At 62.3% G+C, this 15551-nt stretch carries 12 protein-coding genes and 1 tRNA gene; 4 read left to right on the top strand and 9 right to left on the bottom strand.

Going from position 1 to position 15551, the window contains the following annotated elements:
* Window positions 1–4 precede the first annotated feature (4 nt).
* Window positions 5–1237 (top strand): cytochrome P450, encoded by a 1233-nt coding sequence (locus tag J2X44_RS14345; RefSeq protein WP_310085392.1) that lies wholly within the window; start codon window positions 5–7, stop codon window positions 1235–1237.
* Window positions 1238–1241: 4 nt separating this feature from the next.
* Here J2X44_RS14345 and J2X44_RS14340 read toward each other — a convergent pair whose 3' ends face one another.
* The 4 genes from J2X44_RS14340 to J2X44_RS14325 form a co-directional block, all read right to left on the bottom strand.
* A complete protein-coding gene (locus J2X44_RS14340; protein ID WP_310085390.1) occupies window positions 1242–2216 on the bottom strand; it encodes an NADPH:quinone oxidoreductase family protein in 975 nt (324 codons plus the stop codon).
* Between the two features lie 20 nt (window positions 2217–2236).
* The gene (locus J2X44_RS14335; protein WP_310085387.1) at window positions 2237–4192 is read right to left on the bottom strand and encodes an NAD(P)/FAD-dependent oxidoreductase; all 1956 of its coding nucleotides are present in this window, start codon (window positions 4190–4192) and stop codon (window positions 2237–2239) included.
* A gap of 103 nt (window positions 4193–4295) precedes the next feature.
* Window positions 4296–5930, bottom strand: coding sequence for an AMP-binding protein (locus tag J2X44_RS14330; protein ID WP_310085384.1), 1635 nt, complete (start codon window positions 5928–5930; stop codon window positions 4296–4298).
* A gap of 47 nt (window positions 5931–5977) precedes the next feature.
* A complete protein-coding gene (locus tag J2X44_RS14325) occupies window positions 5978–7156 on the bottom strand; it encodes an iron-containing alcohol dehydrogenase (RefSeq protein WP_310085381.1) in 1179 nt (392 codons plus the stop codon).
* 143 nt (window positions 7157–7299) lie between these two features.
* Here J2X44_RS14325 and J2X44_RS14320 point away from each other — a divergent pair, with 143 nt between their 5' ends.
* Window positions 7300–8460: a CaiB/BaiF CoA-transferase family protein gene (locus tag J2X44_RS14320; RefSeq protein ID WP_310085378.1), complete on the top strand. Its 1161-nt coding sequence runs from the start codon at window positions 7300–7302 to the stop codon at window positions 8458–8460.
* 195 nt (window positions 8461–8655) lie between these two features.
* On the opposite strand, the gene J2X44_RS14315 is transcribed toward J2X44_RS14320, so the two are convergent.
* The 3 genes from J2X44_RS14315 to J2X44_RS14305 all read right to left on the bottom strand — a co-directional run bounded on the left by J2X44_RS14315 (window position 8656) and on the right by J2X44_RS14305 (window position 11981).
* Window positions 8656–9426: a DUF5681 domain-containing protein gene (locus J2X44_RS14315; protein ID WP_310085376.1), complete on the bottom strand. Its 771-nt coding sequence runs from the start codon at window positions 9424–9426 to the stop codon at window positions 8656–8658.
* Window positions 9427–9976: 550 nt separating this feature from the next.
* Window positions 9977–10810 (bottom strand): MaoC family dehydratase N-terminal domain-containing protein, encoded by an 834-nt coding sequence (locus J2X44_RS14310; RefSeq protein ID WP_310085373.1) that lies wholly within the window; start codon window positions 10808–10810, stop codon window positions 9977–9979.
* A 7-nt stretch (window positions 10811–10817) separates the two neighbouring features.
* Entirely contained in the window at window positions 10818–11981 is a 1164-nt protein-coding gene (locus J2X44_RS14305; RefSeq protein WP_310087070.1) for an acyl-CoA dehydrogenase family protein, read from the bottom strand.
* 213 nt (window positions 11982–12194) lie between these two features.
* Between J2X44_RS14305 and J2X44_RS14300 the strand changes: the two genes are divergently transcribed.
* Together J2X44_RS14300 and J2X44_RS14295 are read left to right on the top strand one after the other, a co-directional pair.
* Entirely contained in the window at window positions 12195–13208 is a 1014-nt protein-coding gene (locus J2X44_RS14300; protein ID WP_310085370.1) for a formylglycine-generating enzyme family protein, read from the top strand.
* Window positions 13209–13350: 142 nt separating this feature from the next.
* Complete coding sequence (locus tag J2X44_RS14295; protein WP_310085369.1) at window positions 13351–14637, top strand: hypothetical protein; 1287 nt, start codon at window positions 13351–13353, stop codon at window positions 14635–14637.
* Here the strand turns inward: J2X44_RS14295 and J2X44_RS14290 are convergent.
* Together J2X44_RS14290 and J2X44_RS14285 are read right to left on the bottom strand one after the other, a co-directional pair.
* Window positions 14623–14697 (bottom strand) — tRNA-Asn (locus J2X44_RS14290). The genes J2X44_RS14295 and J2X44_RS14290 overlap by 15 nt on opposite strands.
* An 83-nt stretch (window positions 14698–14780) precedes the next feature.
* On the bottom strand, window positions 14781–15551 hold the full coding sequence (locus tag J2X44_RS14285; RefSeq protein ID WP_310085367.1) for an NAD kinase: 771 nt from the start codon (window positions 15549–15551) through the stop codon (window positions 14781–14783).

The raw sequence follows: 15551 nt of genomic DNA, 5'->3' as shown, positions 1-15551 counted from the left end.
ATCCGTGACCGATGTCAGCGTGCCTTCTTTTTCTCCCGACGACGTTTTGCTGAAGGCCGATCCGTACATCGCGTTTGCCCGATTGCGCGAGGACGATCCGATCCATCGCTCCGATCTGGGCTATTGGGTGGTGAGCCGCCATGAGGATGTTCGCGCCGTCCTGATGAACCGCGACGATTTCGGTCAGGGTGATTTCGTCGAAAACATCCGGCTTTTCTACGGCCCTTATTTCGACGTGATGGGGCAGCGCGGTTATAAGTGGTTGTCCGAGGTGTTCCTGATGCAGGATCCGCCGCACCATACGCGGGTGCGCGGGTTGGTGACCGGAGCGCTGACCGCCCGGCGCGTGCGCGCTATGGAGCCGCGAATTCGCGAGATCACCGACCGGTTGATCGACGGCTTTGCGGGCGACGGGCACGGCGACCTGATTGCGCGGTTTGCATATGAACTGCCGGTGCGCGTGATGTGCGATATGCTGGGGATCGATCCCGACGACGATCGGCTGCCGGCGGTCATCGATGCCATTGCGCAAAGTTTCATCGTTTTCGAAGCGCGTGCGTTGACCGATGCCGAGCTGACAACAGCGAACACGCAGATTGCGGTGTTGCAGAATTTCTTTGAGGCGCTGTTCGACGAGCGCAAGGCGGCGCCGCAAGACGATCTCGCGACCGCGCTCGTCCAGGCGGGCGGGGCGGAGGATGCGCTGTCGCACGACGAGCTGGTGACCGTCGCGATCGGATTGTTCGGCGCCGGATTCGAGACAACCGCACATATGATCGGCAACGGCCTACTCAGCTTCAGCCGCTTTCCCGATCAGTGGCAACGCCTGATCGGCGATCCGGCGGCTTATGCTGCCGGAACGGTCGATGAGGTGCTGCGCTACGAAAGCTCGCTTATCGCCACCTATCGCACCGCGCTGCGCGCGACGCAGGTTCGGGGACAGGCCATCGCGAAGGGCCAAAAGATACTGACGCTGATCGGCGCCGGAAATCGGGATTCGCGCGTGTTCGACAATCCCGACGGCTTCGATATCGGGCGCGACAATGCGTCCCGACATCTCAGCTTTGGTGGCGGTATCCATTTCTGCGTCGGCGCCGAACTGGCGCGGCTGGAAGGGCGGGTCGCGTTTCAGCAGCTGGCGACGCGGTTACCGGGACTGACGGTCGATACCGATGCACCGGCCTGGCGCGACGGATTTTTGTTTCGCGGCATGAGCACGCTTCCCGCCCGATGGTGACGCCTCAGGGCGTGACGACAATCTTTCCGATGCGCGCGCCCGAGCCGAGCGCGCGGAACGCCGCCGGTGCTTCGGCGAGCGGGAAAATCTGATCGACCACCGATCGGATCCGGCCGCGTTCGGCAAGGCGGAAGATGATTCCCAATATGGCCCGCACCCGCGCGGGATCGCTTTCGCCAAGATAGCGGGCATCGACCCCCGCGAGCTCGCCCGACTTCAACAGCGGGAGATTTGCAGGAAGCCGCGGAATGCCGTCGCCCGACGCAAAGCCTACCACTAGGTGGCGGCCGTGCTTAGCGAGCGAGCGGAAGCAGGCCTCGAACAACGGACCGCCCACCGGGTCAAAGACCCGATCGACCCCCGCGGGGTATCGGACCTTCAGCTGCCTGCGCCAGTCGGGGTCGCGATAGTCGAGCACCAGGTCCGCGCCGAGCGCCGCGACGTGGTGCATCTTGGCCTCGCCCGACGCGAGCCCAATGACGACGCCACCGCAAGCATGCGCGAGTTGCACCGCCGCCGATCCGACGCCGCCCGAGGCGCCGGTGACGAGCAGTGACTGGCTCGCTTGATAATGACCACGATCGAAGAGGCCATAGTACGCCGTCAAAAAATCGAGGATCATTGCCGAACCCGTCGGCGCGTCGAGGGCGTCCGGAACTGCGACGCTGCTTGCCGCGTGGACGATCGCCTGCTCGGCGAGGCCGCCGCCGAATTGCCAGCTTGCGATGCGCTGGCCCGGCACAAAACCCGTCACGCCCGCGCCGAGCGATTCGATGCGACCGACGATTTCACCGCCTGGCGTGAAAGGAAGGGGCGGCTGTGCCTGATAGAGACCACGCATCACCAGCGCATCGACAAAGCCCAATGATGTCGCCTCGACGCGCAGGAGGATTTCGCCCGCACCCGGTGCGCCTGGCGATCGTTCTTCGAGCGCGAAGTCCTCAACCGCACCCAGGCGATGTCCCTGAAAGGCTTTCATCTGATCCAACCCGCTTCCGCTCAACCGGCCTCGGCGAGCGGCTGGCGGTCGCTGGCAGTTTTGCCGAACGCCAGATCGTCAGCATTCGGCGAACGCGTCATGCGCCAGAAGGCATCGTTGCGCCATGGCGTGATCGCTATCACGCGGCCTTTCGCATTGCGGTACCAGTTTTCGGTGCCCGGGTGGGTCCACACAAGTTTCTCGTGCGCGGCGTCGATCTGGCGGCGATAATCCTGATAGACGTCCTCTTTCACCTCGACGGTGTCGGCGCCGCGGGCGGCGCTCGCCAGCACGACCTCGCCGGCAAAATGCATCTGATTTTCGATATTGCGGATCATGCTGCCGCCGTGACCAGAACCGACGTTCGGTCCGAGCAGGATGAACAGATTCGGAAAGCCCGGGACGAGGGTGCCGAGATAGGCTGCGGCGTCATCCTCGCCCCACAGATCGCGCAGCACCTGCCCGTTGCGGCCAACGACCTCATAAGAGCCCAGCACCCGCGTGGTCTGGAATCCCGTGGCAAGAATGATGACATCGGCCTCGACCTCGATCCCCGATGACGAGATCAGCCGGTTGCCGTCGACGCGCGCCAGATGTTCTGAGATCAGCCGGACGTTCGGCTTGCGGAGCGTCCGGTACCAGCCATTGTCGAGCAGCATCCTTTTGGCGAAGGGCGGATAGTCGGGCAGCACGTCGTCGATCAGTTCGGGGCGATCGGCCAGCTGTTCGTGAACATAGCGGGTAAAATGGCGGCGATGGCCGTCGTTGATCTCGTTCACCGCTCGCTCGGGATGCGGCCAGTCGGGATCGCGGCGCAGGGTGCCATGGACGCGATCGTTGAAGGTCCAGGACAGGCGCTGTTCCAGCCAAGCCCGGTAAAGCGGCACGGCCCGCATCAGGTAACGCACACCATCGGGAACGTCCTTGCGGAATTGCGGGAAAGGCGCCGCCCATTGTTTGGACCGTGCAAACAGGGTGAGCGCGCTGGCCTCGTCGGCGACCGCGGGGGCGACCTGCATGCCCGACGCTCCATTGCCGATCACGGCGATGCGCTTGCCGAACAGATCCGCATCCTTGGGCCAGCGACTGGTGTGGATCACGTGGCCAGCAAAGGAATCAAGGCCTTCGATTTTAGGATATTGCGGGATGTTCAGAATACCGACGGCGCTGAAAAGATAGTCGGCGCGGTGCGTGGCGATCGAGCCGTCGGGCTTCGATACCTTGACTTCCCATTGATCGGCGTCGTCGATCCAGCGTGCCGATTCGACTTTCGAATTGAACTGGGCACGGGCGGGGAGCCCATATTCACGGGCCGTATCGAGCAGATAATCTTCGATTTCGTCGCGTAGCGGGAAATATTTCGACCAGTCGTTCGGGCGGCACGAGAATGTGTAGGTCAGCGAGGGGGTATCGACGCCGCATCCGGGATAGCGATTCTCGAACCAGGTGCCGCCGAAATCTTCGTTCTTCTCGAAGATGACATAGTCGATGCCCAGACGTTGAAGCTCGATCCCGGCGCAGATGCCCGAGATTCCGGCGCCTATGACAATCGCCGATTTCGTATTGAGCAGCGGAGGAATGTCGCGTTTGGGCGGCGCTGGCATCATGCCGGCAGCAACAATATCGCCATATTCCTCGGGCACATGCTCGGTCATCGCGACGCTCAGCATCCTGGCCAGATGGGCGTTGTCGGGCTGGGGCAGGGCAAGCGGCTTGCCGTTCAACCAGTCTTCGATCGCCTGACGCGCGTGGTCTCGTATCGTCCGCTGGATATCCTCGGGCAGCTGACCGCTATCATTGTCATCGAGTCCCGGCGCCCGTTTCGGCAGAAAGGGCTCCTTGATCCATTTTGCTTCGCCGGTCATTTGGTGAAGCAGCATCAGAAGGGCAGGGATATTTCCCTGCTCAATCCCCGAGGCCAGAAGTTGCCAGTCGACCTGGTCAGCAGCTATCGGCCGGTCAAGCGTGTGGGTCATGTCAAAAATATCCTGGCGCAAGCGAAGAAAAGGGAGAGCGAAGTTATCTCAGCGTCGGAATGGCGGCGTTGGCGGCCCGAGCCTGTCGCATTAAACATTCGGATCATGGAGCAAAAGATTCGCGGCGGACCCGCAGGCCCGCGGCCTCGCGATCCCATGTGTCGTCTGTCACGCCCTCGCGCCGCAGGTCGGTCTTCAAAACCTTGGCCGACGGCGTCTTGGGGAGCTCGTCCAACACCCGGAAATAACGTGGCACCATGAAATAGGGCATGGTTTCGATCAGGAATTCGGCCAGCGCGCGGCAGTCGATCGACCGGCCCGGAACCGGCGCGACGACCACCATCACCTCATCTTCCGAGTATTCGCTCGGCACCGCGATGGCGGCCGCTTCGCGCACGTCGGGATGGCGGCAGACATCGGCTTCGACTTCGAACGACGAGATATTCTCGCCCCGCCTGCGGATCGCATCCTTCACCCGATCGACGAAATAATAATAGCCGTCGGCATCGCGGCGAAAGGCGTCGCCGGTATGGAACCATCCGTTGCGCCACGCCGCTGCGGTTGCTTCGGGATTGGCGTTATAGCCGCTGTTCATCGCCCACGGCCGGTCGGTGCGAACCAGCATCTCGCCGATTTCGCCGACCGCGACTTCGCAATCATTGCTGTCGACCAGCCGGACATCGACGCCGGGCCTGACGCGGCCGCAGGTGCCGATCTTGGCCGGGTTGGCCTCCGACACGACGGGCGACGAAATTTCGGTCATGTTGAAGATCGTGTAGATGTCGATGCCGAAGCGTTCGGCAAGGGCGGGCGCATCGCCGGTCAGCGGGACCATGAATGCTTTTTGTACCCCGTGATCGCGGTCCTTCGGCGACGGCGGCGCTTTGAGGAGGAAGGTCGCCATGACCCCCAGCAGAAAGACGACCGTTGCGCCGGTGCGTTTGGCGATCAACCAGAATTCCTCAGTCGAAAAATTGTCGATCATCGCGACCGAAGCGCCGCGTGCCAGCATGACAAAGGGTGGCCCCATGCCGCCGATATGAAAGATCGGCGCAACGCACATATAGCGGTCGTCCTCGCCGACCATTGGCCAGCTTTCCGGCCCGGCGTTCGAGAACATGTGGAGATAGGAGGACAGAACGCCTTTCGACGGGCCAGTCGTCCCCGAGGTGTAGATGATCGACTGAATATCCCAAGGCTCGATCGGGCGTTCCAGCGGCAATTCATCAGATGGATCGCCGATCACGTCATCGAACCGCACCGACGCGAGCGGCGTTTCCGCCACCGCGTTTGCGGTCGTGACAACCAACAGTTCAAGACCGGCGAGATCGACATCCCCAAGACGCGGGATCAGGTCGGGATGGACGAGCAAGGTCCGAGCGGAGGAGTTCGCCAACACATGCTCGAGCAATCCACCACGGTATGCCGTGTTGAAGGGTACAAAGACGGCTCCGAGATAGTTGATGGCATAAAAAGCGATCAGCGCGTCAGGCCCATTGGGCAGCCACACCGCGACATGTTCACCCTGCCGGACGCCCAGTTGGCGCAGTCCGGCGGCTTTTTCGCGCACGCGGGCGTGGATGTCCGCGAAGCTCCATTCCGACCCGTCGGCAAATACAACATGCGCCTTGTCCGGGCGCTCGACTGCCCAGCGGTCGAGCAGGTAGCGCAGCACGCATTCGTCGCGGTTGGGAATACGCGGGTCCTGAAAATCTCGCGATCTTGCGGCGTTCGGCATGGTCGTTCCTTTATCTGCGGTCGCTATGGCCATGGTCGATCGTGTCGTCAGGCAGCTCGGCGCAGGATTTCGAGAATGTCGGCGGCAGAGGTAACGGGTCGGGGGTTGGTGCGGCCCCAGATGTCGAGCAGCGTGTATTCGGCAACCTGCTGAAAGCGCGATGCATCGACGCCGACGTCGCTCAGTCGGCGCGGCATGCCCAGCCCGGAGATAAACGCGTCGAGTGCGACCGAAGCGCTCGCGTGCTCGCCACCAAGTACGGCCAGTGTGCGCGCCTGGCGGCTGGCGTCGTGCTCGGCGTTCCACGCCAGCACATATGGCGACATGACGCACGACGTGTAGCCATGCGGGACGTCGCAGGTGCCGCCCAGGATGTGGCCGATCGCGTGACTCGCCCCCATCGGCACGCCGCCAATGATGCTGATCATCGACTGCCAGGCACCGATCTGGCATTTCAGTCGCGCCTCGAGATCGCCGGGATCGGCTTTGACGCGCGGCAGGCCTTCGACCAGCAACCGCAGTGCGCTTTCGGCCAGTCCGTCGGCGAAATCATTCGACTTGTACGATGACAAGGTCTCGACCGCATGATCAACCGAACGAACGCCGGTGGAGAGCCAGAGCCATTCGGGCGTGTGGCGCGTGATCGATGGATCGAGCACGACCATGACCGGCGCCATGTTGCGGTGCTCATAGCCCTGCTTGTGCTGGGTCACCTCGTCGGTGGCGCCCGACAGCGCGTTGAACTCTCCGCCCGACAACGTAGTCGGAACGCAGATGACAGGAATGTCAGGGCCGACGGTGATCGGGTTGATCACTTCGCCCGCGTCGGTGACATAAGTCCGCAAGGGCTCGAACCCCTCAACGCTTCGTACATCATGTTTGATTAACAGCGCGACGATCTTGGCCGCGTCGGTCGCTGAACCGCCGCCAACGGAGACAATCAGGTCGGCACCGACGGCGCGTGCGGCATCGGCGGCTTTCAGCACATCGGCGCGCGGCGCGTGCGGCGCGATGCCGCTATGGGTGCCGCCGTGACGGGCGCCTAGACCCGCTTCGATCTTCTGGATTTCATCGGTATTTTCCCGCAGGCTCGACGAAGCGAGCAGAAACACCTTTTTGCATCCCATTTGACCTGCCTCGTCAGCGATCGCCTCCGCGGTCGGGACGCCCATTGTCACGCGTTCGGTGCGGGTAAAGCGCAATTCGCTTTGGGTGATCTCAGCCATCGTCTCACTCTCCTCTGATCGTCCAGTCTGTGCCGAACTCGTGAATCAGATAGTGACAGGACAAGCAGATACTGGCTAGTATATTTTTCAACTGATGGGAATATACCACCTGCTCGCAGTTGGTGGACGGGAGCCAAGTCAATATGAACGAGCGGGAAAGTGGCGTGGAACCGCCCATCGCAGACATTCGCATTCTTGAATTTTCCGGGCTCGGTCCAACCCCGTTCGGCGCGATGCTGCTCGCCGACCTCGGCGCCGACGTCCTGCGGATCGAGCGGTTCGGTGCGGCGCGCCCGTTGGGCGGCGATCCGCAGTATGATTTTCTCTATCGCAACCGCCCCTCGGTTGCGATCGATCTGAAGGCGCCTGCGGGATTAGCGCTGGTCCGCGATTTGGCGACGCGGGCCGACGTCGTCATTGAAGGCTATCGACCGGGTGTGATGGAGCGGCTCGGACTGGGACCAGATTCGCTCTGCGAAGCGAATCAGCGATTGATTTACGCGCGCATGAGCGGCTGGGGACAAACCGGCCCGTTGGCGTCGCGCGCGGGACACGACATCAATTATCTCGCGCTAACTGGTGCGCTGTTTCCGATGGGGCCAAGCGACACGCCGCCAACCCCGCCCCTCAATCTTGTCGGCAATTTTGGCGGCGGCGGGACATTTCTTGCTATGGGCGTGCTCGCCGCGCTGCTCGAACGGCAGCGATCGGGACAGGGTCAGGTTATTGACGTCGCGATGATCGATGGCATTTCGGTCTTGCTAACCCAGATGGCGGGCTGGATGCAGATGGGCTTGTGGAATCGGGGTCGCTGCGAAAATCTGCTCGATGGCAGCGCCTATTTCTACCGCTGCTATGCAACCGCCGATGGAAGGCACATGGCCGTCGGCGCACTCGAACGTGAATTCCATGATGCGTTTTTGGTGGGGCTTGGGCTCGAACCGCAGCATTTTGACGACTATCTCAATCCTGCCGTCTGGCCCGATCGCATAGCCCAGATCGAGCCGTTATTCCGGTCGCGACCACAGCGCGAGTGGCGCGCAATTTTCGATGAACTGGACGCCTGCGTCTCCCCTGTTCTCACCTTTCATGAGGCCGCCGACCATCCGGCAAATCTGGCGCGACACGTTCATGCGCATTCTGGTCCGTCACTGCAACCAGCGCCCGCTCCGCGGTTCGCGCGGTCACCGAGCCGGACACCGAGCCCCGCGGTCTCGAAGTGCGATATTTCCGAGAGTTTGATGAGCTGGGCCGTGGCAGCCGATGAGATCCGGTTGCTGCACGACAAAGGGGTTCTGCAGTAGCGCCTCGAGGGTTCGATACGGACGCGACTGTTCGAACAGACAATTCCAGACCACAATTGCGCAGAAGCCTGCTTTAAGGAATATCTCGAGAGCCACAATAACAACGACGGCATTTGCGCGGTACGTTCCCGAAAGCGGACTGTCTTCTAACGGCCACGAACCGCCGTAGACCACGTTTCGTCTGTAGCCGATGCGTCAATCGCCGACAAAATCCTTGTGCATGGCCTTGTTCCTGCGGAACTCCTCAAGCGTCTTGCCCTGACGCGATGCGCCTTCGGCGTATGAGCGGTCGGTCAGTCTGCGCTTGTGGCGTTCTGGCAAGCTGTCGTTGAGCAGATCGAACATGCGCTGCTCGAAGTGCCACTCCTCCAGATATTGCGCCTTTAGACGGTCGTCGCGGCACCGTCGATATTTGCCTGCAAAATACGTGACGCTTTCCTGCGCGTCGTCCATGCGCGCGAACCGGTGATCCCAGAACTCCTTCTCCTGCTCGTCGGCAGGGCCTTCGATATCGACCGTACCCTTGCGAAGGTTGAGGATGACGTGGTCGGGATGGGGTACAGGATCCGGCTCGTCGATGTTGAACTGCCGCCGGCGTTTCAGCTCGGCGGTCCACCGCTTCTTGTACTCGATCATGGTGTCGAGAAGCTGCAACTGGCCTTCGTGCCGCTTCGCTTCGATGGCGCGCACCATGTCGGCGAGCTGCTTCTGGGCGAGCCGACTTCCTTTCATCGCCGATATGGCCAGCGCGCGCGTCGATGCCTGGATCGCCGGGAGTTCGATCATCCGATCGCCCTCGCGGATGGATACCAGCCGATACGCCTCCTCCAGCACAAGGCCATCGGTCGGCTGGTGGGATGGATTGAAAGAAGGCTTGGACTGGCGGGACTTCTTCGGTCGACCTCTCGGATTACCGGACTGCCCCTTCTGAAACCGGTGTTCGACCGGTGGCTGGCAATAACCCACGGTGGCAGGGACAAGGGCAGTGGACAGGGTCTTGCTGTCCCGATCTTCGCCGCTGTCCCGATGATTTGCCCAGATCGAACATGGGAACAAAGCAGAACATTAAAAGGACATTAAACAGAACAATATCGCTCGAAATGCACGGTCTACCGCAATTTTGTGGTTGTCAGGCCGGACGCCGGGCAGGACGGTCAAAGTATATTGCCGCGAGCCTTCACGAGCTACCGCGCCGCGCCGCGCCGACCGCCGTCACCATCGGAAGAATCCATCCCTAATATGACAGTGCCATTCTCTGTTATTGCGCGGCGGGTTCCCTGTTCGCCGCAATTATCTTCCCTGTTATCGCGAGAAGAATTCCCTGTTATTTTTTAGGGAATTTTCATCACCGACGAACTGAATATCGCGGTTTTGCGTCGGTTTCTGGGCGAAGAAGTGGCGCAGAGGGGTGCCGAAAATTGATGATTTCCCTGTTAATTCCCTAAAAACAGGGAATTTCAGGCGGAGACGGGCTCGCTCCAGACTGGGTGGCGCACCATCTTGTTCTCTCGGTTGTTTATGGCACCACCTCGGCCTGCATCGTCGGTCGTCCGCTGGCGTCGCGCGTCCATAAACGGGCGCCGCCACCCTGCCGGGTCAAGCAAAGGTCAAAGGGTGCGCCATCGATCAACGGGGCTTCGGCGCGAAAGCTGAAGCGCGCGGGCGTCAGGCCGGGCATTTCGCGCCGCGCATGATCGATCAGCAGCGTTGCGATCAGCGGTCCCTGCACGACCAGCCCGGAATAGCCCTCGACATTTCGGGCATAATCGCGGTCGTAATGGATGCGGTGGGCGTTGAAGGTCAGCGCCGAATAGCGGAACAGCAGCACCGGATCGGACGTCACGCGGCGGACCGCGTCGGCGGGTTCGGGCTCCACTGGTGTGGGGGAAACTGCTGGAGCGAGTGCGGCCGCGGGCGCGCGATACACCAGATCCTGTTCCTCGCGGATGGCCGGAGTGCCATCGGCGGCAATGTCGTGCTGCAAGGTCACGAACAGCAGGTCGCCACTGGCGCCGCACTTGGCGCGGATCGCGGCGATCGTGGTGACGCGGGTCAGCGCCGCGCCGACCGCGATCGGGGCGAGGAACTCGACACGTCCGCCGGCCCACATCCGCCGGGGAAGCGGAACGGGGGGCAGCAAGCCGTCATCGTCGCGGCGCGGGTGGCCGTCGTCGCCGATCGCTGATTGGCGCGCGCACGGCAGGAAATAGAGCCAGTGGCCGAGCGGCGGGACGGTCTCGGGCGGCGCTGTGTCATGGTCGAGCAGCGCGGCGAGGCCGACTTGCGGCGCTGCGGTCGCTATGTCGTAGCGCGTCTCGCTGCGACCGATCCAGGCGGAAAAATCCTCCATGCTGGCCTCAGAAACTTTTGGGCAGGCCAAGCGCGTGGGTCGCGACATGGCTCAGGATCAAATTGGTGCTGATCGGCGCGACCTGATAGAGCCGCGTCTCGCGGAACTTGCGTTCGATGTCATATTCCTCGGCAAAACCAAAACCGCCATGCGTTTGCACGCACATATCGGCGGCATACCAGCTGGCCTCGGACGCCAGCATCTTGGCCATGTTCGCCTCGGTCCCGCCATCCTGTCCGGCGTCGAACAGCCGCGCCGCCTTGTCGACCATCTCGGCGGCCGCGGCGAGCTGGACATGGGCGCGCGCGATCGGAAACTGGACGCCCTGATTTTCGCCGATCGGCCGCCCGAACACTTCGCGTTCCTTCGCATAGGCGGTGGCCCGGTCGATGAAGAAGCGGCCGTCGCCGATGCATTCCGACGCGATCAGGATGCGTTCGGCGTTCATCCCCGACAGGATATAGCGAAAGCCCTTGCCCTCCTCGCCGATCAGATTGGCGGCGGGGACTTTCAGGTCGTCGAAGAACAGCTCGGTCGTCGCATGGTTCAGCATGGTGCGGACGGGGCGGACGGTCAGTCCGTTGCCCACCGCGTCGCGCATGTCGACCAGCAGCACGCTCATCCCGTCGGACGCTTTGGCGCAGTCTTCGCGCGGCGTGGTGCGGCATAGCAGAATCATCAGGTCCGAATGTTCGGCACGGCTGATCCAGATTTTCTGGCCGTTGACGACATAATCGTCGCCGACCCGTTTGGCGAAGGTGCGGATGCGGGTGGTGTCGGTCCCTGCGGTGGGTTCGGTCACCCCAAACGCCTGCAACCGTAGGTTACCGCTAGCGATCGCGGGCAGATACGTCGCCTTCTGCGCCGACGACCCATGTTTCAACAGTGTCCCCATCGTGTACATCTGGGCATGACAGGCGCCGCCGTTGCAGCCCGAACGATGGATTTCCTCCAGCACCGCGGTTGCCGCGCCCAGTCCCAGCCCCGACCCGCCAAACTCTTCGGGGATCAGCACCGACAGAAACCCCGCTTCGGTCAGGGTGCGGACAAATTCGGTCGGATAGATGCGGTCGCGGTCGAGCCGCTGCCAATATTCGCCCGGAAATCCCGCACACAGGCGGCGCACCGCGTCGCGGATCTCGGGATAGCTTTGCGGCTGGACGTCGGACATCGGCACTTGCTCTCCCTGATCGTCCGTCGAGCCTTAGGACGGCAAAGCGCGGCACGCCAAGCTGAATCGGCGTCACCGGACATCTTCCATCGCGGCGCCCAATCGGGTTATGGAACCGCCAGGGAATTGGGGAGGCCGTATGCCCAGAGCGCCATCATCTTGTGCAGAGCGCCGCATCGGCGTTGGACGCCGAATGGTCGGCGAGAGAGGGTGATGCGGCGGGCGCTTTTGGTTTTGACCGCCAGTGCCTCGGTGGCGATCACGATCGCCGCCTGCCGTGACGGCGCGGCGCCGTCGGCCAAACAGGTCTCGGCGGCATCGCCCCGGATTTGCCCCCCGATCGCCGACGCGCCGATAAAACTCACCGGTGGCACGTTCCAGATGGGCGAGGACGACGTCTATGCCGAAGAGGGGCCGGTGCGCGAAACCACCGTTGCGGGCTTTTGGATCGATCCGCACGAGGTGACCAACCGCCAGTTCGCGAAATTTGTGAACGCGACAAACCATGTCACGGTCGCTGAAAAGCCGGTCGACCCCAAACAGTTTCAGGTGCCGGTCGATCAGATCGCGCCGGACATGCTGAAGCCGGGATCGGCGGTATTCACGCCGCCCGATTTTCCGTCGAACAACTATTCGGATTGGTGGACCTATGTCCCCGGCGCCAATTGGCGAAAACCCTATGGTCCGACCGGCGCCGATCCGGTCGCGAACGAGCCGGTCGTTCACCTCGCCTGGGACGATATGATCGCCTATGCCACATGGGCCGGCGGGCGCCTGCCGACCGAGGCCGAGTGGGAATATGCCGCAAGCGCCGGGCAACCGTCGAAAAATGTCCAGCCGGCCGAGGCGAACAGCTGGCAAGGCGCCTTTCCGAACTACAACGCCGGGACCGACGGGTTCAAGGGCGTGTCGCCGGTCGGCTGTTACCAGCCCAACGCCAACGGTTTGTACGACATGGTCGGCAATTTGTGGGAAGTGACCGCCGATTATTTTCGACCGGGGCACGATCCCGCCGACCGGGACAACCCCAGGGGGCCGAACCAGAACAACGCCTATGACCCGTTCAACCCCGGCATGCCGTCGCGAACGGTCAAGGGCGGCAGCTATTTATGCGCCCCCAATTATTGCCAGCGCTACCGCCCCGCCTCGCGTCAGGGTCGCGACCCCGGCCTTGGCGCCAGCAATGTCGGATTCCGTCTTGTCTATGACAAGCTGGCGGCGCGCTGAGTGGTTGCGCGCATAGGGCCAAATCCGGGGCAAGCGTTACGGGTTTCCGTCACTATGCCCCCGCCATTCAGCGGTTAGCATGGCATGCGGTGGACGGTCGCCCAGTGCCGACGCGTGCCTTGCATTGTTGCTGGAGACGAAGATGCTGATCCCGTTCGATGATTATCCGGTCCATCAGACCGCGGAACCCCTGTCCTACATGGCGTCGAGCGAGCGCAACATGTACGCCCGCTATTGGTACAACGGCTATGATTTCGACGGTGAATTCTACATTGGCATCGCCTTTGCCGCCTATCCCAACCGCGAGGTGATGGACGGTGCGGTATCGGTCGTCCGCAAGGACGGCACCCAGCACAGCTTTCGCGCCTCGCGCCGCCTGCGCGGCGACCGCACCGACCTGTATGCCGGCCCCATGCGGCACGAGATCGTCGAGCCGATGCGGATCGTGCGCGTCACGGTGGAAAAGAACAACACGGGTTTTGCCTGTGACCTGACCTTTCACGCCAACACCGTGGCGCACGAGGAACCCGCCGACTACATGAAACAAGGCGTCCGCACCGTTGCCCAGATGAAGCGTTTCAGCCAGTTCGGTCGCTGGGAAGGGTGGATCGAAGTCGATGGCAAGCGGCAGGAGATCAACCCTGCAACCACGTTCGGCACCAAGGATCGCAGCTGGGGCTGGCGCTGGACCGGCGAGACCGAAAAAGGCATTTCGCGCGACATTCCTGAACAATTTTTCTGGCTGTGGGCGCCGATCCACTGGCAAGATCGCTGCACCCACTGGGGGCAGCACGAATATGTCGACAGCAAGCGGTGCAAGGAGTTCGCGCAGGTTTTCAGAACCTGGCCGATCAAGAGCGATTTCGATGTGCTCGACGAGGGCGATGTCGAGGCGGCGCTGTGCGCCGACCACCGACTGGAATTTGCCAGGGGCAGCCGCCTGATCAGCCGCGCCGAAATCGACACCGTGTACAGGGACGGCCGCAAGGAGACCTTCGTTCTCGAACCCCTGCTGCGCTATCACATGTATGGAACGGGATATAACCACCCCGAGTGGGGGCATGGCTTTTACAAGTGTGAGGAGGCCCACACGCTGGAAAGCTGGGACATCAACAAGATCGACGTCAACGCGCCGCAATATATGCACGTCCAGCAAGTCGTTCGCGCAACCTGCGGCGACCAGGTGGGGTCGGCGTGCTCGAACAATATATCGTCGGCCCGCACCAGCGTTACGGGCTCAACGGCTTTCTCGATCCGACCTGAACCGCGTCAGCGGGCCGCAAAGCGGGCGCGGCCGGCGCAACCGATGTCGGCAGCCGCAATGGGCGCGAACCGATCAGCCGGGGCTGTCGGCGATCGCCAAAAATGCCGCCGAAAGTCGCGCCGTGGCATCGCGTGCATATGTGGAAAAGAATGGCTCCCCGGGTAGGATTCGAACCTACGACCGATCGATTAACAGTCGATTGCTCTACCGCTGAGCTACCGAGGAACACCCCGCTGACGCGGGCAAGGCGGCCCCTTTGCCGCGCGCCGCCAACTTTATCAAGCGGATTTTGGCGCGAATTCGTCTGGTCAGACGATAAATTGTTCCATCGCGATGCGTTCGTCCAGCCCTTGGTCGGGATCGAACAGCAAAGTCAGCGGTCGGCTGCGGTCGGTGGTGACCAGCACGGTCTTTACATCGCGGATTTCGCGCTGGTCGGCGACCGCGCTGACCGGGCGCTTCGCGGCCTCGCGCACGTTGAAGCGGATGCTGGTCGATTCGGGGACCAGCGCGCCGCGCCAGCGCCGCGGGCGGAACGGGCTGATCGGGGTCAACGCCAGCATTTCCGATTCGAGCGGCAGGATCGGGCCATTGGCGCTGAGGTTATAGGCGGTCGATCCGGCGGGGGTCGACACCAGCACGCCGTCGCAGGCGAGTTCCTCCAGCATCGTCTTTTCGTTGATGATCACTTCCAGCTTGGCCGCCTGGCGTGTCTCGCGGAGCAGCGAGATTTCGTTGATCGCGGGCAGGATATGGCGCTCACCGCTGATCGTCGTGATGTCGCCGCTCAAAGGATGGATCAAAAAGGGCCGCGCCGCCGCGAGCCGATCGATCAACCCTTCGATGCGAAATTCGTTCATCAGAAAGCCGATGGTGCCGCGATTCATCCCGAAAACCGGCATACTGCGCCGCTGGTCGAGCAACTGGTGCAGCATGTGCAGCAGAAACCCGTCGCCGCCGAGCGCGATCAGCAAATCGGCTTCGTTCAGATCGACGAAATCATAGAGCGGGCGCAGTTCGGCCTCGGCCTCCATGGCGGCGGGCGCGTTCGACGCCACCAGCGCGATTTTGCGATGCAT

Origin of the sequence: Sphingopyxis sp. BE259 (genome assembly GCF_031457495.1) — a bacterium.
Classification (GTDB): Bacteria; Pseudomonadota; Alphaproteobacteria; order Sphingomonadales; family Sphingomonadaceae; genus Sphingopyxis.
The sequence above is the reverse complement of the archived record's forward strand: the minus strand, read 5'-3'. Positions and strand labels throughout refer to the sequence as shown.